Raw genomic sequence first — 23,263 nt, forward strand, 5'->3', positions numbered from 1 at the left:
TTTGCGGAGAATAGAAAGGTTAATCTCCGCATTTCAAATTTCACTCCTCAATCGCATCTTCCTCGTAATCTACAAAAATGTTGATCCAGATTGCCCGGCCGAGGCGTATGATCAGGGGTTGCAGTAGAAAAAGGATCAGGGTGAGCGTTACAAAAAACCAGTTCAGGTCCATTTTGATGAAGACGAGCAATAAAATGGAAAGCAATGCCATGATGAAAATGACAATCGGAAAGCTGGTCCATAGCGCCCCTATGTAAAACCCCGGCTCGATCTGAAAATCCTGCCCGCAAACCGGACAGCGGTCGGGCATCTTCATCCCGTCTTTGAAACTGTAAGGATTTTGCTTCACAAACAGGTCCCCTTTGTGGCATCGGGGACATTTGAGCCGGGCAACGCTAAATAACTTTGACATTTTTGATGGGAGAGGCTGTGAAAAACAATGTAGCACATATTTTAACGACTTTTCGCCCGCAAACATCTTTTTTGGAGATTATACACCGGAACAGACACAGGAGTGCCTACTTCCGTACCGGTTTCAGGCCTTTCATCGCCGTGGTGCCAATGGCAGGGGCTTTTGATGGCAGGGTCAGTAATTTTATTTCTTCCGGCTTTGCAGGGAAAGGGATTACACCCGACAAATAACGCTCTATGATAAAAGATTCTTCACGCTCAAATGCAATGGAAGGCTCGTTTACAAGGGCCGAAATATCGTATAGCTTCTTGTGCCAGATCGCCACTTCCAGTTCACTGTCAAAAAAATAATTGTTTTCAAAGCCTCTGTCGAATTTGAAGGTAATAGGCTTTTGCACATTGGCAAGCAGGCTTTCTGGTGCGCCGGTAAGTGTGATAGGTACGTAGGTTTTCTTTTCGTAAACAAATCCGCCATGATTGTTTTTGATATATTCCCGCATATCCCTGGGGGCGTCACCTACAAAGAGTACATCAACAAGCAGTATCTGTTTGGCGGCGTGGAACTGCTCTGTACTTTCGATGAGCGGGAGTGTTGAGATTCTGATCATTTAACGTGTCCATTTTTACGCAAATATTGAACATGTACTCGACATATGTCCATTTTCTGGACAGATTATGACCTCATGTCCAGTTTTCGCCAAAAACTGGACATGTTATTTCGAAAAAGGGCAGCGTAGAGGAATGATAATTTTATACTTTCAGGATTAAATTGGAAAAGAGGCTAAGAGGTAACCTATTATTTGAAAACCGATGACTGTAAAAAATTACAGATTTATAGCCTTGCTCGGCGATGGCAGGGAACGTTTCAGTGACAAAGAGTTGGATCAGGAATGGCCCACAGAGCCGGTAGTGATCGACGCGTTTGGTGTTTCGGATGTGTACCGCTACGATGGGTACGTTTTTCTGAGCGAAAACTGGTTTACCAAATACAGCAAAATATGGCGCATCGACACCTCTGAGATCGACACACTTCTTGTAAAGCTCGTGAAGTTGTCGTCAAAAGAATCGCTTTCGATAAATCTGGCCAAAATGAAAGCATACCTGGCCGAGCCGCCCGAGACGGCGGAGGAAGCTGCCGAGGTTTGGAAAAGTTTTTACGATCCGGAATTAAAGGTTATTTGATAACAATGAAACCTTCCGCTATCCTCAGATGGTGTCCTCTGGTTCAGGTAGCTTAACGGTTGTCCCGTTGAGATTCTCTGGTTCGATGGAATGGTAAAGCTCCTGGTAGGCCGAAAACATGGATTTTACAGTAAAATGCTGTTCATAGGCCGCCCGGGCGTTTGCTTTGGCTGATTCGAGAGCATTCGGATCGTTCATGTAATGCAGAATGGCGGAAACGAAAGCTTCTACGGTATTCTCCAGTGCTATGCCATTTTGCCCGTTCAGCATTTCAGAAATACCTCCGACGTTGGATGCGGTCACTGGCACTGAGTAGCATAATGCCTCAATGATGGATATCGGCATCCCTTCAAAATTGGTAGGAAGCATAAACAGATCTGCGTATTTCAAAAGCAGATGTGCATCTTCTACCTGGCCGAGGCAATGTACATTGGCTGGGGTATCGAGAACTTCCTGCTTATTCCCAATCCAGAAAAAGTGGACCGGGTACGATTTCATTTCTTCAGCTACCTGACAGAAGAGCGTAAAGTTTTTTGGAGGGGACAGGCGGGCTATGCATAGGACCCTGAAACTCTGTTCCGCTAAAATCTTGGTTTTGATCCTGGTAAAAGAGTCTGTCTGCGGCTCGGGGAATTTTCCATAGGAATCGCTTATGCCATTGTAAATGCAGCTCACATGATGCCTGATGCCTTCCTCAACCATATTTTTGAGGTCGTAAATGCTTACGCCGACAATATATCTCGACCGGAACTGTAATAGACGCTCCAGGTACAAAAATTTGCGGAATGCCAGCCTTATGGAATCAAAGCCGTGAATGGTATAGATGATTTTTCGTGCAGGGAAAGCGATACGTCCGAGGATACCTATTTTCGACGAATGCAGGTGGATCACGTCCGGCTTATACGCCCGGTTAACATGTCTCAATTCATAGATCACTTTCAAATCGTGGTACAAGCTGATCTTTCTTTTCAGAGACGGTATCTTTGCCTTCTGAACTTCTCTGGGCAGGATATTCCAAAGTTCACCGTTTGAAGAGGATGCAACCATTACTTCATCGCCAGCCCGCACCGATTCTTTTACAAGATTCAATAAAACTGATTGGGCTCCGCCAAGTTCCGCTAGTGTGATTACGTGGAGTATTTTCATGGATGGTGTGTAGTGTTTGTTTCGGTAGCAGCGGTTTTGATTTCCGGGACGACTACCCAGAGCCTCCGCTGATCTGGTCGATAGCAGCTGTCAAGGAATCCGCATAGGTTACGACTTCTTTAAAGTGCTCGAAACAGTTATTTGCAATTTGTTGATACATGATCGGGTCGCTTGCACAGGTTTCGAGCTTTTCAAGAGATGCGGCCCATTCTTCCTCGCTGCCTGTATTTGCAAAAACCGCTGTATGCATGTCTTCTGCATAATTCTGAATTTCCCCGACGGGTGTGACGAAGCAAACCAGCCCGTTTTGCATAGCCTCAGCCACACTCATAGCCATTCCTTCACGGAAACTCAGCTGAATAAGAAAATGATGTTCGCGGAATGCCTGCATCTTTTGATCTGCATTCAGCTCACCTTGAAACTTTACAAAAGACTGGAGATTGTTGCGTGCAATATGCTTTTGAATATCAGCGAGCATTCCGTCGTCACGGCCGAATATATCCAGATGTGCATTTAATCCTCTGGAACGTAACGCACCGATTGTGTCAATCGCCAGGGGTAAATTTTTGACAGGATTGAGCCTGCCAAGAAACATGAACCTGATAACATCACCTGACAACGGGGGATTGGATTTTTCGGCGGGCGATTTTTGAGTAAAAAATGATATAGCCGTAACCGGGCATCCCGGGGAATGCTCTTTCTGTATAAAATTTGTAGCGGCAGATGAATCGGTGAAAACCTGGTCTGCGGAACGGATCGCGAGCAATGTAAATATCTTGTCACACAGGTGAAAAAAGGTAGTACTGTGGATAAACGGGATAAACACAATGGTGCGGTCGATAGCCTTGACGATCCTCCCGGCAAGAGACGCTCTCCAGAGAGAGGAGATCATGATATCGGGCTTCATTTTCAAAAGAGAAAAGGCAATTCTGAAAATATTGAACGGATAACTGATCAGCGGATAATCAAAAGTCTTGAAACAAGATTTTTGGCTATCACTAAGATGCGAGATCATCTTGGGGTCGATTTGGCCTAAGACGGCTACTGTCAGGTCGTAATGCTCGCTGAGCTTCGGAATTGCCGACACCAGCGCGACCTCCACGCCGCCCAGCTGAATATCATGAATGATGTATAAAAGTGTGCGTTTTTTCAAGAAGTAGAGATAGATAAGCGGCTGAAAAGCCAAGGTTTCGGTCTAAAGTTAGGAGCCATTTGGTTATTTTCCAAGAAACATGAAGGCGCAATGTCACCGCTGGGGGATTAGGGTTTCAGGGGGCAGTTTTTGCTAAAAAATGGTAGAATAGTAACTTCCGCGCAGCAGGGCTGAATGATATATAGAAGCCTGTGTTTTTCAAAACATGAATCGGTAACTGGTCAAAAGAAAGGAGTTCGGCCCTAAATTAGGGGCCATTTGTTTTTAGCCTCCTGATAGTTATTCAAAGGCTTATCTGAGTTTTCGAACGGCGCAGGATACCGTCGCCATTATATTAGCCCATCTCTTATTTCTCCAGCGTCAGGTGCCCGCAGACTTCTGTCAGAATTTCGCTGGGATTTACGCTGATGGCGAGCGCAATCAGATACAGTTCATCAGCTCTGAGCTTTGTTGAGAGGTTCAAAGTCAGTTCGCTCAGGCGGGCTTTGCTGATTCCGGTTTTTCTGGAAATCTCAGATTTGTTAACCGATTTTTTATTGAGATACTCCCCCAGCCGTGTCATGGATAAATGATTTTTTCATGACAAATTAAAGACTAATAAATTAAATGTAGACCAAGCTGAAATATTTGATTGACTGTATGAAAAGTTATCTCTAAATTTGTCAAGAAAAGCTAAAAGTATTTATCGAAAATCAAAAATATCATGACATACACTAAAGCTGACCTGGAATGCATAGTAATGACCCAGCTCGAAAACCTGGACGCTATGCACGACCTTCTGACGATCATGAAAGTTCAGAACGAGCTGATCCGGAAGACCAACAAAAAATTGCAGAATGATATAGCAAAGCTGAAATGCAAGGAATATCCGGTGCTTGCCCGAAAGCGCCGCAGCGAGTGATCTGGACGTTAGCTGTATACGAAATGTTTTCACAGTTTTCCGAAATAAAAATTACCTTGTGGCTATATTGAAATGACAAACAGGTAATCCATCCATACGATTTTCGGAATATGCAGGAAGATATTCTATTTCAGATCAGCAACAAGTTAAAGGAAGTCAGGAAAAACAAAGGTGTTACCCTCCAGGAGATTGCCAATGAGGCGGGTGTTACCAAAAGCCTCGTTTCGCAGATAGAAAACAGCCGGACAATCCCTTCACTCCCGGTAATGCTTGGCCTGATCCAGGCCCTGGATATCGATTTGAATGCTTTTTTCAAGGATATTATTTCAAAAGGCCCGGAAGAAAACGTACTGATCCGCCGGAAGGAGGAATATCAGCCTTTTACAAAGGAGAATGCCAAAGGGTTTTTCTACCACCGGATTTTCAGCAAACAGTTCAAGGATAATCATATAGACGTAGTTTTGCTCCGTCTGGAAAAAGATTCGCGACGGCCTATGGTGCGTACCAATGCATTTGAATTTAAGTACGTACTGCAGGGTTCGGTGGAATATACGGTCGGTAAAAACAAGTATATCCTCAATCAGGGCGACTCGATGTTTTTTGACGCCAACGAACTTCATAACCCCAAGTGCATCGACGGCGACGAGGTGTTGCTGCTCGTCATTTATTTCTTCAACGAAGCGATGTGACCCGCCCAGCCGGGTACTTTTTCTGGAATCGTTAAAAACTATTAAAAGTTAAATATTAATTAACATTTAGGTAATCTGCATCTGCTCCATTTTGCCTAATATTGTAACCGGCAAAATATTAGGGAGGTTATTATGTAATATTAATTAACTTTTACTTGTAATTTAAAGTGATAACGGATATTTTTATGGCTCAGAGTTCTGGCAATAGGTCGTTCGTGATAATTTTTAGTTCAATATTACTTTACAACCGTTGAGTGGTCTGTCGGATCATTTCAAACTGCCCGGATTTCCTGAAAGTTCAGTATTAGTTCACTAATTATTAGAAGTAAAATGTCGATAGAACTTGTTGTTTTTGATATGGCCGGAACCACAGTCAGGGACAAAAATTTTGTAGGGCTTGCATTTCAGGAAGCGATGAAAACCGCGGGTTACGAAATAGCTATTGAAGATGTGAATCCGCTGATGGGCTACGAAAAGCCCGTAGCGATTAAAATGATGCTTGATATTTTTGAGGCTGATAAAGATAAGATCACAGAAGAACTGATCGACCGGATCCATACGGAATTTGTCGAAGGCATGATCGCTTTTTATAACACTACGCAGGATATTGCGCCGCTTCCCAACGTGGAAGAAACTTTCAGTACTTTGAGAGAGAGCGGGATCAGGATCGCGCTGAATACAGGTTTTTCCAGGGATATAGCTGAGGTGATCCTGCGCCGGCTGAACTGGGAAGATAAAATTGATATTTTGGTAGCGAGCGACGAGGTGGCCGATGGTCGTCCTTATCCGGATATGATCAAAAAAATAATGGGTGCGCTCGGCATTGATTCGGCGGAAAAAGTAGCCAAGGTCGGCGATACCGAAGTAGATATAAATGAAGGGTTCAATGCCGGCTGTAAATATGTGATTGGAGTGACCACGGGCGCGTTTACACGCGAGGAATTACTGCCTTATAACCCCACGCATATCATAGATGATATTGCCGATGTCGTCAGGATCATTTCGTCGAACCGGACTTACTCAACCCAGGAATAAATTACGCATTTAATCAGTACTTTCAAATGAGCAAATCTGCTATTGTAATCGGGGCAGGAATTGTTGGGCTGGCAACAGCCAGGGCTTTGGCTACGAGAGGTTATCAGGTAACGGTGATCGAACGTTCGGAAAAAGCGGTGGGCGCATCTATCCGGAATTTCGGTATGGTATGGCCTATCGGGCAGCCGGAAGGAAAGTTATATGAAAGGGCATTGCATGCCAAAAGTATCTGGAAAGAGGTTTTGACAGGTGCTGATTGCTGGTTTTATGAAGGCGGAAGCCTGCACATGGCTTATCACCAGGATGAGCTGGAAGTTATTGAACAGTTTGCCGAGGTAAGTGCTTACCGGCCGGTAAAAGTGCTCAGTGCAAAAGACACATTGGAAAAATCCCCGGCGGTAAACCCGGCAGGCCTGCTGGGTGCGCTGTATTCCGATGACGAAATGATCGTCGACCCAAGAGAGGCAATAGCGGGCGTGCCGCGCTATCTCCAATCGAAGCTGGGCGTAACTTTTATCTGGAACACGGCCATATCCAGAATAGAATATCCGACTGTTTACTCTGGTTCGAAAAAATGGTCTGCCGATGAGATTTTTGTCTGCAGCGGCCAGGATTTCGAAACACTTTACCCCGAGGTGTTTGCTGCTGCGCCGCTGACCAAATGCAAACTTCAGATGCTCCGCCTGGAAGCCCAGCCGGACGACTGGAAAATTGGCCCGGCCCTTTGCGGCGGTTTGTCGCTGATCCATTACGACGGGTTCAAAGCCGCGGCTTCGCTGCCTGGCTTGAAAGCAAGATACCAGCAGGATTATGCCGAATATCTGAAATGGGGCATCCATGTGATGGCCTCCCAGAATGGCCTTGGAGAAATTACCGTGGGCGATTCGCACGAATACGCACTCACTTTTGACCCTTTTGACAGGGAATTTATCAATACCATGATCCTCGATTACCTGGGGACTTTTGCCCGGTTCAAGTCGCCAAAGGTGTTTCAGACCTGGCACGGGATCTATCCAAAAATGAAAAACGGGAAAACCGAAATCGTTCTAAAACCTGAAGAAGGCGTGACAATTATCAACGGGCTCGGAGGAAATGGCATGACGCTTTCTTTTGGTCTTTGCGATGAAGTGGTAGGGGGGACATATCAGGAACTTTAAAAAGCATTCATACAAAAAGCTCACTTATACGCACTGTGGAATAATGCAGAAAGGGAAGAGATTTTGGCAATAAGCCGGAATCAGAACACAATAGACCCAATCATAGTAATGAAATCCGCGTTTCCAAAAGCCGTTTTGCTGATGTGTTACGGTTGCTCGCCCTGAGCTTCCTTGCCATCACGCATCAATCGCTCTACACCCGATTTGACAAAAATCGCTTGCATGATACGATGGGTACCAGGACTGAGAAGAAAAAAATATCAGAAACGTATATGACAGTGCCGTTAGGAGAGTCTATTCAAAAACGCGCGGTTATACAGCGGTAGATATCAAAGGTAAAGTAATCGATAAAACCGGGCAGGCTTTGCCGGGGTCAATATCATTGTAAAAAATACTAATAAAGGAACTTCAACGAACGCGCACAGACATTAACAGTCTCAAATTAAAAACCCATGTTTGGTGGGATAAACAGTAATCTTAATTTAAATTTATGTTATCAAGAATCTCTTACATGCTGTCAATAGCCACTTTGCTGTTGACGGCATGCTCGAAAAATGTTCAGGACAGTCCGTCGGGTATCGAGCACGTGATCGTGATCGGGGTGGACGGATTAAGTCCTGATGGTATCAAAAAAGCTGAAACGCCGGTAATCGACAGTATGACCGCCAATGGAAGCGTGAAATGGAATGTACGTACCGTACTAACCTCCGCCAGCAGTCAGAACTGGGCTTCGATGATCATGGGCGCAGGGCCGGAGCAGCACGGGATCATTGACAACGACTGGGAAATGGATGATCATTCTTTGCCGCCGATCGTGCAGGAAGCCGACGGACGTTTTCCGACTATATTCAGTATCCTGCGGAAAAACAAACCTGATGCGGAGATTGGTGCAGTTTACCACTGGGGCGGTTTTGGCAGGTTGTTTCAGAAAAATGCGATGAATTATGACAAGCATTTCGAGACGGAAGATTCAACGGCTGCCGATTTTATAAAATATATCAAGGAAAAAAAGCCAACACTGGGTTTTGTCCATTTTGATCATGTGGACCATGCAGGCCACCACGACGGGCACGGTTCTGCGGCATATTATAAGTCTGTTGCCAAGACGGACTCGCTCGTCGGAAAAGTGCTGGCTGGTATTAAAGAAGCTGGCATTGAAAACAATACATTGGTTATTATCTGGGCCGATCATGGTGGTGTCGGCTATGGACATGGCGGTGCCACCCCTCAGGAAGCTGAGATCGCGGGTATTTTTTATGGGAAAGGCATTAAAAAAGGATACGAAGTAAAACAACAGGTTTATACGTACGATCTGGCTTCTACAATTGCTTTTGTTTTTGGTATAGAACAACCTTATGCCTGGACCGGACGGCCTGTGAAAGCTGCGTTTGAAGGATTTGCAGAGCCGGAGAACTTGTGGATGGGGGAGGAGTCAGTGGCTGCGCCGGTGATTTATCCTGAGAGAAAATTGTATCAGCAAGCCGGTGGATTGTATATCAATGAAAAGCCTCAGGTGAAGATCGATACAAAAAGTGAAAAAGGTGTAACCCGGTATACCACTGATGGAAAAGATCCGGATAGTACTTCCCAGGTTTATAAAACACCTTTTACACTGGACAAAACAACGGTTGTAAAAGCGAGATCTTTTGACGAAAGAGGAAATTCCAGCTTACTGTCGACGGCTTATTTCAGATTGGTAAAATCAGGTCAGGGTAACGGATTGAAAACAACCTTTTATCAGGGCAATGAATTGAAAGAGGTTCCTGCTTTTTCCAAGCTCAAAAAAGGATCATCCTGGACCAGTTCTGAATTCAATATCAACCGTGACCAGATCAACGGACTGCTCGAAAAAGACAATTCCAGTTTTGCGTTGCAGTTCGAAGGTTTTCTACAAATCGATACAGCTGGCAAATATATGTTTGCGACCCAATCTGATGATGGCAGTAAATTGTACATCGATGGAAAAGAGGTGGTTGATAACGACGGAAACCACGGTGTGGAAGAAGAGACAGGTAATATCGAACTCACAGCAGGTAAACACGCCATCCGTGTTGAATACTATAACAATGGCGGCGGCTTCTGGCTGGACGCATTTTACAAAGGACCGGGGCTGACCAAACAACTCATCCCGGCGGATAAACTTTTCATAAACCCGTAACCTATCCACCGACCCCGGGATCCCATTAACCCCGGACTTAAGTCCGGGGCTGGGGGCTGGGGACGTCCGGGGCACGAACATGACGATGACTATGAGACCATGACAGAAACGCACAACAGAACCGAAGGCGACATCAATCTATCATCAGCCCGGCAAAACTGGTACTCGGTTTTGAACGATCCGGAAACGATTGCATACCTCGATGAAGACGCGGAACATTTCCTGCACCAATCACTTTCCACACCTTGTCTGGATGTGCTGGCTTCTTGTGAAGGCATTTACCTTACTGATATTCAGGGGAAAAGGTACATGGATTTTCATGGTAACAACGTGCATCAGCTCGGTTACCGCCATCCTTATGTCGTTGAAAAGGTCAAGGAGCAGCTTGATATCCTGCCGTTTTCGCCGCGCCGCTATACCAACATTCCGGCCATAGCGCTCGCCAGGAAGCTGGGAAGCCTTATGCCGGGCGATCTGAAAAGAGTGCTGTTTGCACCGGGAGGCACATCTGCGATCAGTATGGCGCTGAAACTTGCCAGGATCGTGACCGGAAAGCACAAAGTGATCTCCTTATGGGATTCCTTCCATGGCGCGTCGCTGGACGCCATTTCTGCGGGGGGAGAAACGGATTTCCGAAAAGATATGGGCCCGATGATGCCGGGCGTGGAGAGAATTCCGCCGCCAATGACCTACCGAGGGCCGTTTGTATCGGCAGGTAACGGTGATCTGGCCTATGCGGATTATCTTGAATATGTGATTGAAAAAGAGGGTGATATCGGTGCGTTTATCATCGAAACCATCCGTAATACCGATGTTCAGATTCCTTCTCAGGCCTATTGGGACAGGGTCAGGGAAATTTGTAACAAACACAAGGTCCTCCTCATTCTCGATGAAATCCCGATCGCATTCGGGCGTACGGGGAGGATGTTTGCTTTTGAGTTGTATGGCATTGAGCCGGATATTATCTGCCTGGGAAAAGGTATGGGCGGAGGCGTGATGCCGATGGCCGGGATTGTTGCCCGGGAATCCTATAATGTCGCGCAAAGTGTTTCGCTGGGACATTTTACACACGAAAAAAGCCCGCTAGGAAGTGTAGCAGCACTGGCGATGCTCGAATATATCGAACAGCACAATATTCTCGGAAAAGTCCAGGATGATGCCCGGTTTATGGAATACGAACTAGGCGTATTGAAAGATAAATTTACCCTCGTCGGTGACGTGCGGGGTGTGGGGCTGCTGTGGGGAATTGAACTTGTGAAAGACAGAAATACCCGTGAAAAAGCAGTTAAGGAAGCCGAAATCGTGATGTACGAATGTCTCAGAAATGGATTAAGTTTTAAAGTTTCCCAGGGGAATGTGCTGCAATTGTCGCCCCCGCTGATTATCAGCCGGGAGGAACTGACAACGGCGCTGGGTATCCTGGAACATGCCCTCATGAAGGCTTCGGCTATTGACTAAAATATAAAATAACTGGGTTATGCGTCTGAAAGAAAGGCTTTTAAGTTCGAATGCACTATTTATATTTTGGGCAGTTGTTGCTTCTTTTGGCGCTTATTTTTGTATGTATGCTTTTCGTAAACCCTTTAATTCCGGCCTCTATCAGGGGCTGGAGTTATGGGATATCAGCTACAAAGCCATCCTGATCATTTCACAGGTAGCGGGGTATACGCTCTCTAAATTCGCTGGGATCAAGGTGATATCGGAACTCAAGGCCAGTTCCAGGATCATGCTGATCGTCTGCCTGATCCTTATCGCAGAAGTTGCCCTGGTGTTTTTCGGACTTGTTCCTTTTCCTTACAACTTCGTGTTTCTTTTTATCAATGGTTTGCCGCTCGGGATGGTTTATGGCGTGGTTTTCAGTTTTCTGGAAGGGCGCCGGTTTACCGAAATGCTGGCAATGGGTCTAAACATCAGTGTAGTGATCGCTTCTGGGATCATGAAGACCACCTATATTGAAGTGCATGCGGTTTTTCCCGGCGTTTCCGAATTCTGGATGCCTGCGCTGATGGGTGCGCTTTTCCTGCCTTTATTTATCATGTTCGTGTGGATGCTCTCGGTAATTCCGGCCCCGACGCCGGAGGACATCAGCCTGCGGACGGAGCGGTCTCCCATGACCAAAGAAGATAAGCGGCGGGTGATGAAGGAATTCGGGTTTCCGATCATCTGTTTGGTTGCCTGCTATGCAACGCTGGTGGTCGTGCGCGATTTCCGGGATAATTTCACGATAGAAATTTGGAATGAAATCGATGTAAACTGGTCGAGCAGCGTACTCTCCTCCACCGAAATGATCACAGGTGTGGTGGTACTGTTTGTGGTAGGAAGCCTCGCTCTGATCAAAAGCAATCTGATCAGCTTCCGGATTACGAACCTGATCCTCGCCACAGGTATGACGATGACCGGACTCGCAACTTATTTGTTTGAAAGAAAACTGATCAACGGGTTTTACTGGATGCTATTGGTCGGGTTAGGTATGTTTTTAGCTTATACAGTGCTGCAAACGGTGTTGTTTGAACGCATGATCGCGTTGTTCAGGATCAAAGCCAATGCAGGGTATTTTGTTTATATATGTGAAAGCATCGGGTATCTGGGTAGTGTTGGCCTGCTGCTGTATAAAGAGTTTTTTATGAAAGACCACAGCTGGTCCAATGTGCTCATGCAGTTCACCTATTTTCAGTTCACGATCTGCTTTTTACTGCTTATCATGAGCAATGTATATCTTGAACGGCACCGGGTTAGCAAAGAGCAGAAAGACGCAGGTTCTTCGCTTGCTGCTGCATAGCTGTTACCGGTTTTTACAAAAAAAAGGAGAGCGATCTGCCCTCCTTTTTAAATCTCAATTTAACCTCAATAATTATTTACCGATATTCTCTGTCATTTTAAGCTCTACGATAGATGCTTTTTGTGATGCTGTATATTTTGCGTAATCATTGGCCGAAGCTTTGTGCTGTGGAGCGGGAGTTTCTATGGATGGTGTCGAGGCCGGTAATGTATTTGTTGCCGAAACCTTTGCTTTATCTTCTGTATTACCAAATGCGACAGTAGTACTCAGCGCCAGGGCGAAAACCAATGTTGTGATTGAATTTTTCATTGCTAAATTATTTTTAATTCTTGTCTTTGTCTTATTTGACTCTGCAAATCTAATCCGGTTTTACGCGACCTGTTTTGGTTTTTTTACCAATTGGCGAATTGTATGTTTAAATGGTTTTAATTGATGATGAGTTATTTATATTAAAACTGAGATCTGTATTTCTAAAAAAGAAATGCCTGATCTGCTTTAATGGCTACGATCAGGCATCTTGAAAAAGTATAATAATTTGCTGTATGAGGAATAATGTTTCCTTATTCGGCTTTACTTTTGACCAGTATATAATCGATCTGGCCTTTGGACGAAAACGCAGAGATCTGAGTGTACTTCCCGTAATTCTCCCATTGTTTCATTCTGGCATCTTCGAAAGTAGGTTCGATGTTTTCCTTAAGATTCAGTATTCCCAGTATGACACGGTTCTCAAAAGCATAACCGGATAACTTGTTGAGCGTGATCCTGTCGGCAATGTTTTCGATAAAAATGATCTTTACTTTCCCGTCACGATAAGTTACTTCCGGGCATTTTTCGCAACCTGCTTTGGCATCCTTGTAATAGTTGACCAGCTTCCCGGTACCCAGTATGGCCGCTACTTCTTTCTGACTCCGGAAAGCAACCTCATTGAGATCAATCTCCACGGTAACCGGGGCATTTTCATCCCTTTCCTTGATTACATAAAACTTGATGAATATTGCTATCAGAATTATAATAAAGGCCACAAACTTCCAATTGGCCCATTTGCTTTTGAAACTCGTTTCCGTCATGAGGATGGTGCAGATTTTTAATAGGTTTAACTAATTACCTGAGCAGGCTAGAAATATCATGCCATTACCTTATCAAATTATCATGGACGCTCCAATGTTGAACTACGGGCAGCTGACCATCGCCGAGGCGACGGCATTACAACAGAAATTGCGTACAAAAGTCAAACTGAATCCTTTGACCACCCCAATTTCAACCATTGCCGGCGCAGACATTTCATTGTCGCTTTACAGCGAAACCGTATATGCCGGAATGGTTGTTCTCAGCTACCCGGAGATGCAGCCTATTGGATATTCACTGGTAAAAAGCAGTACGATTTTTCCTTATGTGCCTGGTTATCTGGCGTTCAGGGAGATTCCGGCTCTACTCTATGTTTACGAACAGATCCCGGTAAAACCCGATGTGATCATGTTTGACGGCAACGGTATCCTTCACGCTAGAAGAATGGGCATCGCGACGCATTTCGGTATTATAACTGATACTGTGACGCTCGGATGTGCAAAGAAAAAGCTTGCAGGGCAGTATGAGGAGCCAGGCGACAGCAAAGGGGAATTTTCGCCTGTGAACGATCATGGGGATACGATCGGGTTTGCATTAAGGACAAAGGACAATGTAAAACCTGTTTTTGTATCGCCTGGAAACGGGATGAGCCTCGAAAACAGTCTCGATTTGATCATGCAATGTGTAAACAAGCACCGGCTGCCGGAACCCACGCGGCAGGCACATGAATATGTCAACCTGTTCCGGTTGGGCAAGTTAAAGGAAGGATATCATCCCATAAGTCAGCCGAGTTTGTGTTGACCAAAACAAAAAAGCAAGATGCAGGTCGCGGCATCTTGCTTTTTTAGCAGTGATTTGGGAAGCTTATTTTTTCAAAGCCTTGTCCACTGCATTCAGCAGGTAGCTTTTAGGGTCGGAGGTATATTCCCAGAACATAACCCCGGCCATTTTTTTGTCCAGTACATATTTACATTTCTCGCTCACCGAAGTTTCGTCTTCATAACTCAAAATTTCCCCGGTCGAGGCATTCAGTAAATAAGGCACTTTGGAGACCTCGTCCCGGTATTCCTTGAACCCCTTTTTATTGACAAGACTGTCTTTGATATAGGTATAACCGTCGATATACTCCTGAGATGTCTGTTTCTGGCCCAATCCTCCTTCCAGCTTGGCTACCTTGAACATCCTGCCATAAAACGGCAAGCCCATTACCAGTTTTTCAACAGGTACACCGGCTGCGGTATACGCTTTTACAGCATCGTCGGCGGATTTTTCAGTTTTGTATTTGTCGGTAGCGTACAGGCTTGCATGGTGCACCACCGTATCGCCCTGAAACAGGTCATAGGTCATCAGATTGACATAATCCAGATACTGCTGGGCTTTGCCCATTTCCGTAACGCCCAGGAAAGAAGCGAACCCCGGTACTGCGGTGGTCAGGAGCTTTTTCTTGCCGATTTCTTCTTCAAGCAAATCGAGCTCATTGCGTATTGCCTGGAACATCAGCGTGAAGTTCTGCTTGTCTTCCGGACGGTATACATTGCCTTCTTCGCCTGCCATACCCGGATATTCCCAGTCAATGTCTACACCGTCCAGATCATATTTTTTGATGATATCAACAGAGCTTTTCGCAAATATTTTCCTGGAAGCATCCGTTAAAACCGCGTCCGAGAAATTCTCGCTCCATGCCCAGCCACCCAGTGAGATCAATATTTTGAGGTCAGGGTTAACTTCTTTCAGCAATTTTAGTTTCCGGAAATTGGTAGAATCGGTTTTTTCATTGGTCAGAAATGCTTTTCCATCCTGTACATTGACGAAAGCATAATTGATATGCGTCAGTTTTTTTGCCTCTATTTCTTCTGTGTTGACAAGGCCTTTGAAGCCGCCCACATAACCGATCACTACTGGCTTCGTTCCTGCTTCGGTTTCAGCCTCTTTTTTCTCTTCCGACTTGCACCCGTTCAGGGCGAGTATGAACGTGGTCGCCAAAAGACAGGAGAGTGACGGGAGAAATTTCGTACGTTTTTTAAATGTATACATGATCATAGAGTATGGTTGAAGCGATAAAGTAACTACTACTTCAAAACATCTCCTAACATATTTTTACTGCTCATGCATTGCTTCCAGGCGTTGCAGGGCTTTTTTCATATCAATACCCTTGCCCAGCACACCTTCAAAAAGGTCGCCTTTTTCCTCCACGCGCTGCATCATATTTTTGATTGTAAAATCCTGCATTTTAAGTCCGTGTTTCACCTCGCTCCATTCCAGGGGTGCGGACACAGTTGCACCTGGTTTCGGCCTCGCGCTATAAGCCGATGCAAGCGTCTGGCCAATCCTGTTTTGCAGATAGTCGACATAAATATGGTTTTTCTTCCTTTTCGATAGTGATCGTTCCAGCGTGGTTGTATCGGGCAGTTTTTCTGTCACCATACCAGCCAGTATCTGTGCGAAGTCGCGGCTTTCGTCATACGTGTATTTTTTGTTAAAAGGGATATATACATGCAGGCCACGGGAACCGGAGGTTTTACAGTAACCTTTTACATCGATCTCATCCAGTATTTCCTTGATCGCCTGCGCCACATCGACCACTTGCTCAAACGTATTTTTGGGTGACGGATCGATATCCATGACAATGTAGTCGGGATTGTCCAGCTTGTTAATGGTACTGTTCCACGGGTTCATTTCAATGCATCCCAGGTTCGCGATGAAGAGAAGGCTCTGTAGATCGTTGCATACGAGGTAATCGACCATTTTGTCGGTAGATTCGGCATGTATCTTCTTCGTTTTCAACCAGTCCGGAGCGATATCTCCTGCATCTTTATGGAAAAACCCTTTGTCTTTGATCCCGTTCGGATTCCGTTTCAGTGACAACGGTCGATCTTTGAGATAGGGCAGGATGTAAGGGGCAATGTGACTGTAATATTCGAGCAATTCGCCTTTTGTAATATTTTCATCCGGCCAGTAGATCTTGTCCAGGTGCGTAAGTTCAGCTTCCTTTTTCATAACCTTTTCAGTTTGTTAACGATTTAAGACGCCTTTCTTTTGGATGAGGACGAACTGAGACTTTCTTTCAATTGGGCCATCAGATCGCGGCTTTTGGAATGGACGATCTTCATCTTTGGCGTGGATGTTTTTTTGCCTTTTGATTTGGCCATGATGAGTTTGAGAAGCTTTTCATTATAGGTATCCTTGTAACGGCTGATGTCAAAATCGGTGGTCAGCTGCTCAATGAGCTGGATCGCCATATTCATTTCAGCGGGCTTGATTTTAACATCTGGTGCTACCAGATCTTCTGTATCGCGGATCTCTTCCTGGAACCTGATCTTGTTCAGGATCAAGAAATCGCCCGCAGCTTTGATCAGTACCAAACTTTCTCGGTTGCGGAGCACATATGTGCCCAGGCCCGCCTTGCCTGTTTTTTTAAGGGCGTCTCTCAGCAGTGCGTAGGGTTTGTTACCCGATTTTTCGGGCTGCAGATAATAAGGCGTTTCATAATAGATGCTGTCAATGTCCTTTTCATTGACAAACTCAGCTATCTCTATGAGCTTGGTTTTTTCAGGACTGGCTTTTTCAAAATCTTTTTCGTCCAGCACCACATAGTCGTCCCCGACTTTGTATCCGCGGACGATATTGTCCCATTCCACTTCTTTTCCCGTATTGGAGTTCACGCGCTGATATTTGATGTTCGCGTGGTCCTTTTTATCCAGCATGTCCAGGTCCAGCTCGCTGCTCTGCGTCGCACTGAAAAGTTTGACGGGGATATTCACAAGCCCAAAACCTATTGCCCCTGTCCATATAGCTCTCATAATTTCCTGGTTAAGTAAATCACCAGATGAGGAAAATTCCGTGCCTGTGAAACGAACCGGGGAGGAATGGGCAATTTTTATTTATTATGCCAAGATACTTGTAATCAGTAAATTAAATTTGTAAATTCATTTCAAAGTTCGGCCCGTCACGAAAAGAGCTACTATACGTTTGCTGAAATCAACCAGTCTGGCATATTTATTTATTATTCCTGTCAGAATGCAATTCTTAATTCTCAACATCTAATAGTAACGAAAACTCTTAATCGGTCGTAACATGATAGCTTCACTTGAAAACAATACGATAGGTACTTTAAAGCCAGGCGCTGTTCTGACAGTTTCAGGCGCGTTAAACGAATCCGATGCCCACAGAGAAGTGGCGGATTTTCTACAATTGAGTAATAGGGACGATTTGGGTTACTTCCTGATTTCAAAAGATTATTTCTTGTTATATCGCAAATCAGAAAGTTCATTAAGTGGAATTGCATAAAGCATTTAAAAACTTTTCATTTAAAGAAGGCTATGGTACAGTCAGGTACATTTAAATTATTGGGTAAAAAGCTCATAAACATTATAATCCACAAGCAAGACGTAGTGAAGATTTCACCTATCAAAAAAGGACGTGGGTGCGTTATTTATCTCAAAAATAAAGTCCCGTATGCGGTAAGCGAAAGTGAACGCGAGGTTTACAAAAAACTAAATTGGGTGGCAGCTTAAAGGACACCCATTGCCGTGAGAAATATATAGCAGAGGGCCTGGTGAAAACCGGCCCTCTTTTGTTTTCAGAGTTACCTTATCATTAAAAATCTTCATTCACAGAACCCGCTTCACCTTGCCGGCGTTATCTGCACAATGCAAATATTAATACCACTGTGAATGTCTAATAAAACTTACTTCTTTTTAATACTGATTTTAGGGAGTTTAACAGCTCTGGGACCTTTTTCAATTGATATGTACCTGCCGGGATTTCCGGCCATTGCCCGGGATCTTCATACGACGGCTGCCAAGGTATCCCTTTCGTTATCAGGCTTTTTTATAGGAATTTCTGTCGGACAGCTTTTGTACGGCCCTCTGCTCGACAGGTTTGGGAGAAAAAAGCCGCTGTTCATTGGGCTTTGCGTTTACATTATCGCATCCCTCGGGTGTTCCTTTACCAAAAGTATCGATGGGCTCATTATGTGGAGAGTTGTTCAGGCGATCGGCAGCTGTGCCGCCACAGTCGCCTCGGTAGCGATGGTCCGCGACCTTTTTCCGGTGAAGGACAATGCCAAGGTTTTTTCTCTTTTGTTGCTTGTAGTAGGCGTATCACCGATGATCGCGCCGACGGTTGGAGGTTATGTTACCGCAGCTTTTGGCTGGAATGCCGTGTTTTTTATTCTTACCGGCATGGGCGTTGCCATTCTCGCTGCAACTGTTCTCTGGCTACCGGATAGTTATAAGCCCGATAAGTCGCTTTCGCTGAAACCACGTCCTATACTGCTTAATTTCCTTCTGGTAATAAAAGAACCACAGTTTTACACTTATTCGCTGACAGGAGCAATTGCCTTCGCGGGGTTATTCGCGTATGTATCCGGCTCGCCCCTGGTTTTTATGGAGGTTTTTCATACCGATGAGAAAGTATATGGATGGATCTTTGCTTTTCTTTCTGTGGGTTTTATAGGTTCAAGCCAGTTGAACACGCTTCTTTTGCGCAGATTCAAAAGTGAGCAGGTTGTGAACGTCGCATTGATCGCACAGGCTGCTATCGGGATGACGTTTCTGGCTGCTGCGCTCGCCGGGCTGCTGGATCTTCCAACTACGCTGGTATTCCTGTTTTTCTTTCTTTGTTGCGTCGGACTTGTTTTTCCCAACGCGGCGGCACTTTCCCTGGCACCTTTTACCAAAAATGCGGGTAGCGCCTCGGCTTTGATGGGCGCGCTGCAAATGGGGATGGGGACCCTGATATCGATTGCGATCAGCTTGTTTGAAGTGCCTTCGGTAGTACCGATGGTCACTGCCATGGCTGGCTCGGCCGTATTGGCGCTGCTGGTACTGGTGGCAGGTCGCCGCTTTATTGCCGAACAGGTTGATGTGAATCATGAAGCGGATACCGGAGTTTTGCACTAGGCAACTGCTTCCCTATTCCGCGAGCGCTGTGGCAGCAACTTCCTTTTTACCGAATAAGCGTTCCTCCATTTTTTTGTCATGCCCGTAAACGTCTTTCCGGAATTGCAGATTTCCCTGCCTGTCGACCCAGGAAGTGAAGTAGCCGATAAACACCGGAACCTCATTGGGCTTGCGCAGCCGCACATATTTCTCTTTGCCGGCATTCATGGCCTTTGTGATCTTTTCGCTCGTCCAGGTACTGTCTTTGCGCAGCAGCCACTCCGCCAGTTTTTTAGGTTCCGCGAGTCTTATACACCCGTGACTGAATGCCCGCTGGCTTTCGTTGAAAAGGCTTTTGCTGGGCGTATCGTGGAAGTAGATGTTGTAACTGTTTGGAAAAAGGAATTTAACGAGCCCCAGCGAATTGGATTTCCCCGGTTTCTGGCGGACGGTTCCGCCGTTCCATTCCATATTGTGCCGGGCAAGGTAGTTAGGGTTTTTCCGGATACCGGGGAGTATTTCACGTTTCAGAATACTGTTTGGAACATTCCAATACGGGCTGAACACCACCTGGTTTAATGTCCCCGAAAATATAACGGTACTATTGGCCTCTGATCCTACCACTACAACCATATCAAAAGCAAGGTTACCCTGCTCATACACATGCATAGTGAACTCGGGAATGTTTACCAGGATATAGTCCGTAGCAGGCGCAGCGGGCATCCAGCGGATTCGCTCCATATTAATCAGAATGGTGCGGATGCGGCTCTCTACCGGCACATTGAGTTCTTTGTAAAACGCAGGGCTGGTGACACCGGTAGCTTTTAAACCCGAACGCTGCTGAAATTGTTTTACAGCGGTCACAAGTGTTGAATCGAAAGTAAGGGAGCTGTCCGGTGCTGGCAGATCGCCAAGCAAGTGCAGGCGGTTTTTTAGTTTAAATATCAGGGAGTCACTGTCACCGTATTTGAATTTTTTATCTGTTTCAAGCAAAGCCGGTTCACCGTTTTTCGAAATAGCGTAATACTGTAATAGTTTCTCTTTCAGTAGGTTGTATTGGCGGTTTACAGGCTCGTATGCAGACAGATTTTTACCCTTGTTTTTCATCAGGGAATCGAGGAATATCTCTGGATTCAGCTTGTTTCGGGGAATAAACCAGTTGAGTTCATGGGTATTGATGCGGTGGTCACCGGAATAGGCCAGGTCGGTATATCGGAAAAACTGCTCTGTTAACTTCAGTTCGGTACTGGCTGCCAGAGAATCATTGGGATTTATTTTTTTCAGTTGGCTCAAAGAATCAATAGCCGCTTCCAGAGCAGGATCGTATAAGGAGCTATCGCCGGAATAATGGATATAGTCGTTTCTTAAGCTCAGGAATGAAGGTACAAACTCGGCCATTCCGTCTGGGAAAAACCAGGCAAACTGATAGTTACGATGGTTATAAAAGCTCTGGAATTTGGCGGAGAGACTGTCCTGCATGGGATGTGCGGACATGAACCGGCGAAGAAAAGTGCTGTCGATGAACAACTCGGTGAAAGAGGTTTCCACAGTAATGGTCGTATCCCTTTTCGCGATTTCGGGTGTATTTCTTTTTTTATCCTTACAGCCAAGGCCGAGTACGATCAGGGCAAAAAACAATACTAGTTTCTTCATCGGATTAAGGCTTTTGTGTATTCAGGCAATATAACATCATTTTTTAAAATCATAATTTGGATATGCAGGGAGTCGAACCCTCGGATAGACATTTCACTTCCTTAAATTTGCACATGGATTATTTCAAAAAGCTGCTTGATCTACTGAAAACTGAGCGGGAAGAAGACCGTCAGGCCTATATAAAACTAACAGAAATGTCGTCCGTTTCGGAACGCAGGGCCAATGGGCTAAGCTGGTATCCGATCGCGATCCGGGGAACCGAAATGAGCAGGGGCGACTATTTGACTGTGGAGGTGGAGCGTACCACGCACCAGGATATACCGCACCAGCTTCGCTTCGGAATGCCCGCCGTACTTTTCTCCAATCATGAACCAAAAAAAGACAGGGTTGAAGGCATTGTTGCCTATCAGGGTGGAAACAGACTTAAAATTACCCTGCGTACCGACGAGCTGCCCGAGTGGTCGCGGGACGGGAAACTGGGTATCGACGTGCTTTTCGACGACAACAGTTACGATGAAATGCAAAATGCCCTCAAAACTGCGTCGGCCTTGTCTGAAAAAGAAAAGGAAGGGCATCTGATCAGAATATTGACTGGCGAAAAGAAACCGTCTTTCCACCCGGACCTGCCTGAAATTACAATACCCCGGCTCAACACCTCCCAGCAGGAGGCGGTTAACAAAATTCTGTCTGCCAATGAGCTCGCTATCGTTCACGGGCCTCCCGGAACCGGTAAGACAACGACTTTAGTGCAGGCGATCAAGGCATTGGTCCGGCGGGATCATAAACAAATCCTCGTCGTAGCACCCAGCAACACCGCCGTGGATCTGCTGAGTGAAAAACTGACCGAAGAAGGCCTTGAAGTATTAAGGGTAGGGAACCCGGCCAGGGTTTCGGAGAGACTGATGTCTTTGACGCTCGACAGCAAAATGGCAGCTCATGCCCGTATGAAAGACGTTAAAAGTCTGAAAAAGCAGGCCAATGAGTATAAAAACCTGGCCCATAAGTACAAACGGAATTTCGGGAAAGGCGAGCGTGACCAGCGCAAAGCGCTGTTTGACGAAGCTCACAGAATTATGAAGGAGGTGGGTAATCTGGAACAATATGTGACGGAAGACCTTATTTCAAAAGCCCAGGTCATTACGGCTACTTTGGTCGGGGCCAACCATTATACTGTCAAAAACCTCAGATTCCAGACCGTAGTGATCGATGAAGCCGGCCAGGCGCTGGAACCTGGTTGCTGGATACCTATTCTGAAGTCAGAAAAAGTAGTGCTGGCCGGTGACCATTTCCAGCTCGCGCCGACGATTAAATCCCAGGAAGCTGCAAAAAACGGGTTAAGTACCACCTTGCTTGAAAAATGCGTTGCGTTACATCCCGAATCGGTTATTTTGCTGGAAGAGCAGTATCGTATGAATGAGGCGATTATGGGATATTCCTCCAAGGTTTTTTATCAGGACCGGCTCAAAGCGCATTCCTCGGTGGCTGGTCACTTACTGTTCCCCGCCGATTCGCCACTTGCATTTATTGATACTGCGGGGTGTGGTTTCGACGAAAAACTGGAAGGTACGAGTTCAACCAATCCCGAAGAAGCGACATTCTTATTTAAGCATCTCACCCAGCTGTTAGCTGAGCTGGAACAGGCCGGTGTAGAAAAGGCCGATTTCCCTACAATTGCCATTATCTCCCCGTATAAGCAGCAAATTAATATTCTGAAGGAGCAATTGCTTCATTCGCCAGAGCTCCTTGTTTATGGGAACAAGATTTCAGTGAATACGATCGACAGTTTTCAGGGGCAGGAGCGTGACATCGTATACATTAGCATGACGAGGAGCAACCCTGAAGGTGAGATCGGGTTTTTGTCTGATATCCGCCGGATGAATGTGGCAATGACCAGAGCCAGGAAAAAGCTCGTAGTGATCGGCGACAGCGCCACGCTTTCCCAGCTACCTTTTTACACGGAATTTATTGCTTACGCCGAAAATCTGAACGCCTATCAGAGTGCCTGGGAGTTTGTGGATAGCTGATTTCGTTAATCTGAATTTTTAGGCCATA

At 45.6% G+C, this 23,263-nt stretch carries 23 protein-coding genes; 12 read left to right on the plus strand and 11 right to left on the minus strand.

The window, feature by feature from the left end; genetic code table 11:
- Positions 1-40: 40 nt before the first annotated feature.
- Positions 41-412 (minus strand): DUF983 domain-containing protein, encoded by a 372-nt coding sequence (locus FBF61_RS25840; RefSeq protein ID WP_166444612.1) that lies wholly within the window; start codon positions 410-412, stop codon positions 41-43.
- Between the two features lie 106 nt (positions 413-518).
- Positions 519-1,019 carry a hypothetical protein gene (locus FBF61_RS25845; RefSeq protein WP_138482849.1) on the minus strand — a complete coding sequence of 167 codons (501 nt, stop codon included), beginning with the start codon at positions 1,017-1,019 and terminating at the stop codon, positions 519-521.
- Between the two features lie 202 nt (positions 1,020-1,221).
- On the opposite strand from FBF61_RS25845, the gene FBF61_RS25850 reads away from it, so the two are divergent.
- Positions 1,222-1,593, plus strand: coding sequence for a hypothetical protein (locus FBF61_RS25850; RefSeq protein WP_138482851.1), 372 nt, complete (start codon positions 1,222-1,224; stop codon positions 1,591-1,593).
- A 24-nt stretch (positions 1,594-1,617) separates the two neighbouring features.
- On the opposite strand, the gene FBF61_RS25855 is transcribed toward FBF61_RS25850, so the two are convergent.
- The 3 genes from FBF61_RS25855 to FBF61_RS25865 all read right to left on the minus strand — a co-directional run bounded on the left by FBF61_RS25855 (position 1,618) and on the right by FBF61_RS25865 (position 4,454).
- Complete coding sequence (locus FBF61_RS25855; RefSeq protein WP_138482853.1) at positions 1,618-2,739, minus strand: glycosyltransferase; 1,122 nt, start codon at positions 2,737-2,739, stop codon at positions 1,618-1,620.
- 52 nt (positions 2,740-2,791) lie between these two features.
- On the minus strand, positions 2,792-3,892 hold the full coding sequence (locus tag FBF61_RS25860; RefSeq protein WP_138482855.1) for a glycosyltransferase family 4 protein: 1,101 nt from the start codon (positions 3,890-3,892) through the stop codon (positions 2,792-2,794).
- A 346-nt stretch (positions 3,893-4,238) separates the two neighbouring features.
- Positions 4,239-4,454: a helix-turn-helix domain-containing protein gene (locus FBF61_RS25865; protein ID WP_138482857.1), complete on the minus strand. Its 216-nt coding sequence runs from the start codon at positions 4,452-4,454 to the stop codon at positions 4,239-4,241.
- A 141-nt stretch (positions 4,455-4,595) separates the two neighbouring features.
- Between FBF61_RS25865 and FBF61_RS25870 the strand changes: the two genes are divergently transcribed.
- From FBF61_RS25870 to FBF61_RS25900, 7 genes are all read left to right on the plus strand, one after another.
- Positions 4,596-4,793 (plus strand): hypothetical protein, encoded by a 198-nt coding sequence (locus FBF61_RS25870; RefSeq protein ID WP_138482859.1) that lies wholly within the window; start codon positions 4,596-4,598, stop codon positions 4,791-4,793.
- A 110-nt stretch (positions 4,794-4,903) separates the two neighbouring features.
- Positions 4,904-5,482 (plus strand): helix-turn-helix domain-containing protein, encoded by a 579-nt coding sequence (locus tag FBF61_RS25875; protein WP_138482861.1) that lies wholly within the window; start codon positions 4,904-4,906, stop codon positions 5,480-5,482.
- Between the two features lie 330 nt (positions 5,483-5,812).
- A complete protein-coding gene (locus tag FBF61_RS25880; RefSeq protein ID WP_138482863.1) occupies positions 5,813-6,517 on the plus strand; it encodes an HAD-IA family hydrolase in 705 nt (234 codons plus the stop codon).
- Between the two features lie 26 nt (positions 6,518-6,543).
- Positions 6,544-7,674 carry a TIGR03364 family FAD-dependent oxidoreductase gene (locus FBF61_RS25885; RefSeq protein WP_138482864.1) on the plus strand — a complete coding sequence of 377 codons (1,131 nt, stop codon included), beginning with the start codon at positions 6,544-6,546 and terminating at the stop codon, positions 7,672-7,674.
- Positions 7,675-8,164: 490 nt separating this feature from the next.
- Positions 8,165-9,832, plus strand: coding sequence for an alkaline phosphatase family protein (locus FBF61_RS25890; RefSeq protein ID WP_138482866.1), 1,668 nt, complete (start codon positions 8,165-8,167; stop codon positions 9,830-9,832).
- A 99-nt stretch (positions 9,833-9,931) separates the two neighbouring features.
- Positions 9,932-11,290: an aspartate aminotransferase family protein gene (locus tag FBF61_RS25895; protein WP_138482868.1), complete on the plus strand. Its 1,359-nt coding sequence runs from the start codon at positions 9,932-9,934 to the stop codon at positions 11,288-11,290.
- A gap of 19 nt (positions 11,291-11,309) precedes the next feature.
- Positions 11,310-12,611 carry a DUF5690 family protein gene (locus FBF61_RS25900; RefSeq protein WP_138482870.1) on the plus strand — a complete coding sequence of 434 codons (1,302 nt, stop codon included), beginning with the start codon at positions 11,310-11,312 and terminating at the stop codon, positions 12,609-12,611.
- Positions 12,612-12,683: 72 nt separating this feature from the next.
- Here FBF61_RS25900 and FBF61_RS25905 read toward each other — a convergent pair whose 3' ends face one another.
- Entirely contained in the window at positions 12,684-12,920 is a 237-nt protein-coding gene (locus FBF61_RS25905) for a hypothetical protein (RefSeq protein WP_229215225.1), read from the minus strand.
- Positions 12,921-13,171: 251 nt separating this feature from the next.
- Positions 13,172-13,678, minus strand: a complete 507-nt coding sequence (locus tag FBF61_RS25910) for a hypothetical protein (protein WP_138482872.1) — start codon at positions 13,676-13,678, stop codon at positions 13,172-13,174.
- An 82-nt stretch (positions 13,679-13,760) separates the two neighbouring features.
- On the opposite strand from FBF61_RS25910, the gene nfi reads away from it, so the two are divergent.
- On the plus strand, positions 13,761-14,477 hold the full coding sequence (gene nfi, locus FBF61_RS25915; RefSeq protein WP_205748319.1) for a deoxyribonuclease V: 717 nt from the start codon (positions 13,761-13,763) through the stop codon (positions 14,475-14,477).
- A 63-nt stretch (positions 14,478-14,540) separates the two neighbouring features.
- Here the strand turns inward: nfi and FBF61_RS25920 are convergent, their stop codons facing one another.
- The 3 genes from FBF61_RS25920 to ku form a co-directional block, all read right to left on the minus strand.
- Positions 14,541-15,710, minus strand: coding sequence for a glycoside hydrolase family 18 protein (locus FBF61_RS25920; protein ID WP_138482874.1), 1,170 nt, complete (start codon positions 15,708-15,710; stop codon positions 14,541-14,543).
- Positions 15,711-15,773: 63 nt separating this feature from the next.
- On the minus strand, positions 15,774-16,673 hold the full coding sequence (gene ligD / locus FBF61_RS25925) for a non-homologous end-joining DNA ligase (protein WP_138482876.1): 900 nt from the start codon (positions 16,671-16,673) through the stop codon (positions 15,774-15,776).
- A gap of 23 nt (positions 16,674-16,696) precedes the next feature.
- The gene (gene ku / locus FBF61_RS25930) at positions 16,697-17,476 is read right to left on the minus strand and encodes a non-homologous end joining protein Ku (protein WP_138482878.1); all 780 of its coding nucleotides are present in this window, start codon (positions 17,474-17,476) and stop codon (positions 16,697-16,699) included.
- Positions 17,477-17,750: 274 nt separating this feature from the next.
- On the opposite strand from ku, the gene FBF61_RS25935 reads away from it, so the two are divergent.
- Positions 17,751-17,963, plus strand: coding sequence for a hypothetical protein (locus FBF61_RS25935; RefSeq protein ID WP_138482880.1), 213 nt, complete (start codon positions 17,751-17,753; stop codon positions 17,961-17,963).
- Between the two features lie 386 nt (positions 17,964-18,349).
- Positions 18,350-19,579 (plus strand): multidrug effflux MFS transporter, encoded by a 1,230-nt coding sequence (locus tag FBF61_RS25945; RefSeq protein WP_138482884.1) that lies wholly within the window; start codon positions 18,350-18,352, stop codon positions 19,577-19,579.
- Positions 19,580-19,591: 12 nt separating this feature from the next.
- Here FBF61_RS25945 and FBF61_RS25950 read toward each other — a convergent pair whose 3' ends face one another.
- A complete protein-coding gene (locus FBF61_RS25950) occupies positions 19,592-21,211 on the minus strand; it encodes a L,D-transpeptidase family protein (RefSeq protein WP_138482886.1) in 1,620 nt (539 codons plus the stop codon).
- 113 nt (positions 21,212-21,324) lie between these two features.
- Between FBF61_RS25950 and FBF61_RS25955 the strand changes: the two genes are divergently transcribed.
- Complete coding sequence (locus FBF61_RS25955; RefSeq protein WP_138482888.1) at positions 21,325-23,235, plus strand: AAA domain-containing protein; 1,911 nt, start codon at positions 21,325-21,327, stop codon at positions 23,233-23,235.
- The last annotated feature ends 28 nt before the right edge of the window (positions 23,236-23,263 follow it).

Source organism: Dyadobacter bucti (assembly GCF_005869225.1).
Lineage (GTDB): Bacteria > Bacteroidota > Bacteroidia > Cytophagales > Spirosomataceae > Dyadobacter > Dyadobacter bucti.

Excerpts from the sequence above, each read along its gene's own strand:
- FBF61_RS25840 (WP_166444612.1), bottom strand. The coding sequence starts at position 412 with ATGTCAAAGTTATTTAGCGTTGCCCGGCTCAAATGTCCCCGATGCCAC.
- FBF61_RS25845 (WP_138482849.1), bottom strand. The coding sequence starts at position 1,019 with ATGATCAGAATCTCAACACTCCCGCTCATCGAAAGTACAGAGCAGTTC.
- FBF61_RS25850 (WP_138482851.1), top strand. The coding sequence starts at position 1,222 with ATGACTGTAAAAAATTACAGATTTATAGCCTTGCTCGGCGATGGCAGG.
- FBF61_RS25855 (WP_138482853.1), bottom strand. The coding sequence starts at position 2,739 with ATGAAAATACTCCACGTAATCACACTAGCGGAACTTGGCGGAGCCCAA.
- FBF61_RS25865 (WP_138482857.1), bottom strand. The coding sequence starts at position 4,454 with ATGACACGGCTGGGGGAGTATCTCAATAAAAAATCGGTTAACAAATCT.
- FBF61_RS25870 (WP_138482859.1), top strand. The coding sequence starts at position 4,596 with ATGACATACACTAAAGCTGACCTGGAATGCATAGTAATGACCCAGCTC.
- FBF61_RS25875 (WP_138482861.1), top strand. The coding sequence starts at position 4,904 with ATGCAGGAAGATATTCTATTTCAGATCAGCAACAAGTTAAAGGAAGTC.
- FBF61_RS25880 (WP_138482863.1), top strand. The coding sequence starts at position 5,813 with ATGTCGATAGAACTTGTTGTTTTTGATATGGCCGGAACCACAGTCAGG.
- FBF61_RS25885 (WP_138482864.1), top strand. The coding sequence starts at position 6,544 with ATGAGCAAATCTGCTATTGTAATCGGGGCAGGAATTGTTGGGCTGGCA.
- FBF61_RS25890 (WP_138482866.1), top strand. The coding sequence starts at position 8,165 with ATGTTATCAAGAATCTCTTACATGCTGTCAATAGCCACTTTGCTGTTG.
- FBF61_RS25895 (WP_138482868.1), top strand. The coding sequence starts at position 9,932 with ATGACAGAAACGCACAACAGAACCGAAGGCGACATCAATCTATCATCA.
- FBF61_RS25900 (WP_138482870.1), top strand. The coding sequence starts at position 11,310 with ATGCGTCTGAAAGAAAGGCTTTTAAGTTCGAATGCACTATTTATATTT.
- FBF61_RS25905 (WP_229215225.1), bottom strand. The coding sequence starts at position 12,920 with ATGAAAAATTCAATCACAACATTGGTTTTCGCCCTGGCGCTGAGTACT.
- FBF61_RS25910 (WP_138482872.1), bottom strand. The coding sequence starts at position 13,678 with ATGACGGAAACGAGTTTCAAAAGCAAATGGGCCAATTGGAAGTTTGTG.
- nfi (WP_205748319.1), top strand. The coding sequence starts at position 13,761 with ATGGACGCTCCAATGTTGAACTACGGGCAGCTGACCATCGCCGAGGCG.
- FBF61_RS25920 (WP_138482874.1), bottom strand. The coding sequence starts at position 15,710 with ATGTATACATTTAAAAAACGTACGAAATTTCTCCCGTCACTCTCCTGT.
- ligD (WP_138482876.1), bottom strand. The coding sequence starts at position 16,673 with ATGAAAAAGGAAGCTGAACTTACGCACCTGGACAAGATCTACTGGCCG.
- ku (WP_138482878.1), bottom strand. The coding sequence starts at position 17,476 with ATGAGAGCTATATGGACAGGGGCAATAGGTTTTGGGCTTGTGAATATC.
- FBF61_RS25935 (WP_138482880.1), top strand. The coding sequence starts at position 17,751 with ATGATAGCTTCACTTGAAAACAATACGATAGGTACTTTAAAGCCAGGC.
- FBF61_RS25945 (WP_138482884.1), top strand. The coding sequence starts at position 18,350 with ATGTCTAATAAAACTTACTTCTTTTTAATACTGATTTTAGGGAGTTTA.
- FBF61_RS25950 (WP_138482886.1), bottom strand. The coding sequence starts at position 21,211 with ATGAAGAAACTAGTATTGTTTTTTGCCCTGATCGTACTCGGCCTTGGC.
- FBF61_RS25955 (WP_138482888.1), top strand. The coding sequence starts at position 21,325 with ATGGATTATTTCAAAAAGCTGCTTGATCTACTGAAAACTGAGCGGGAA.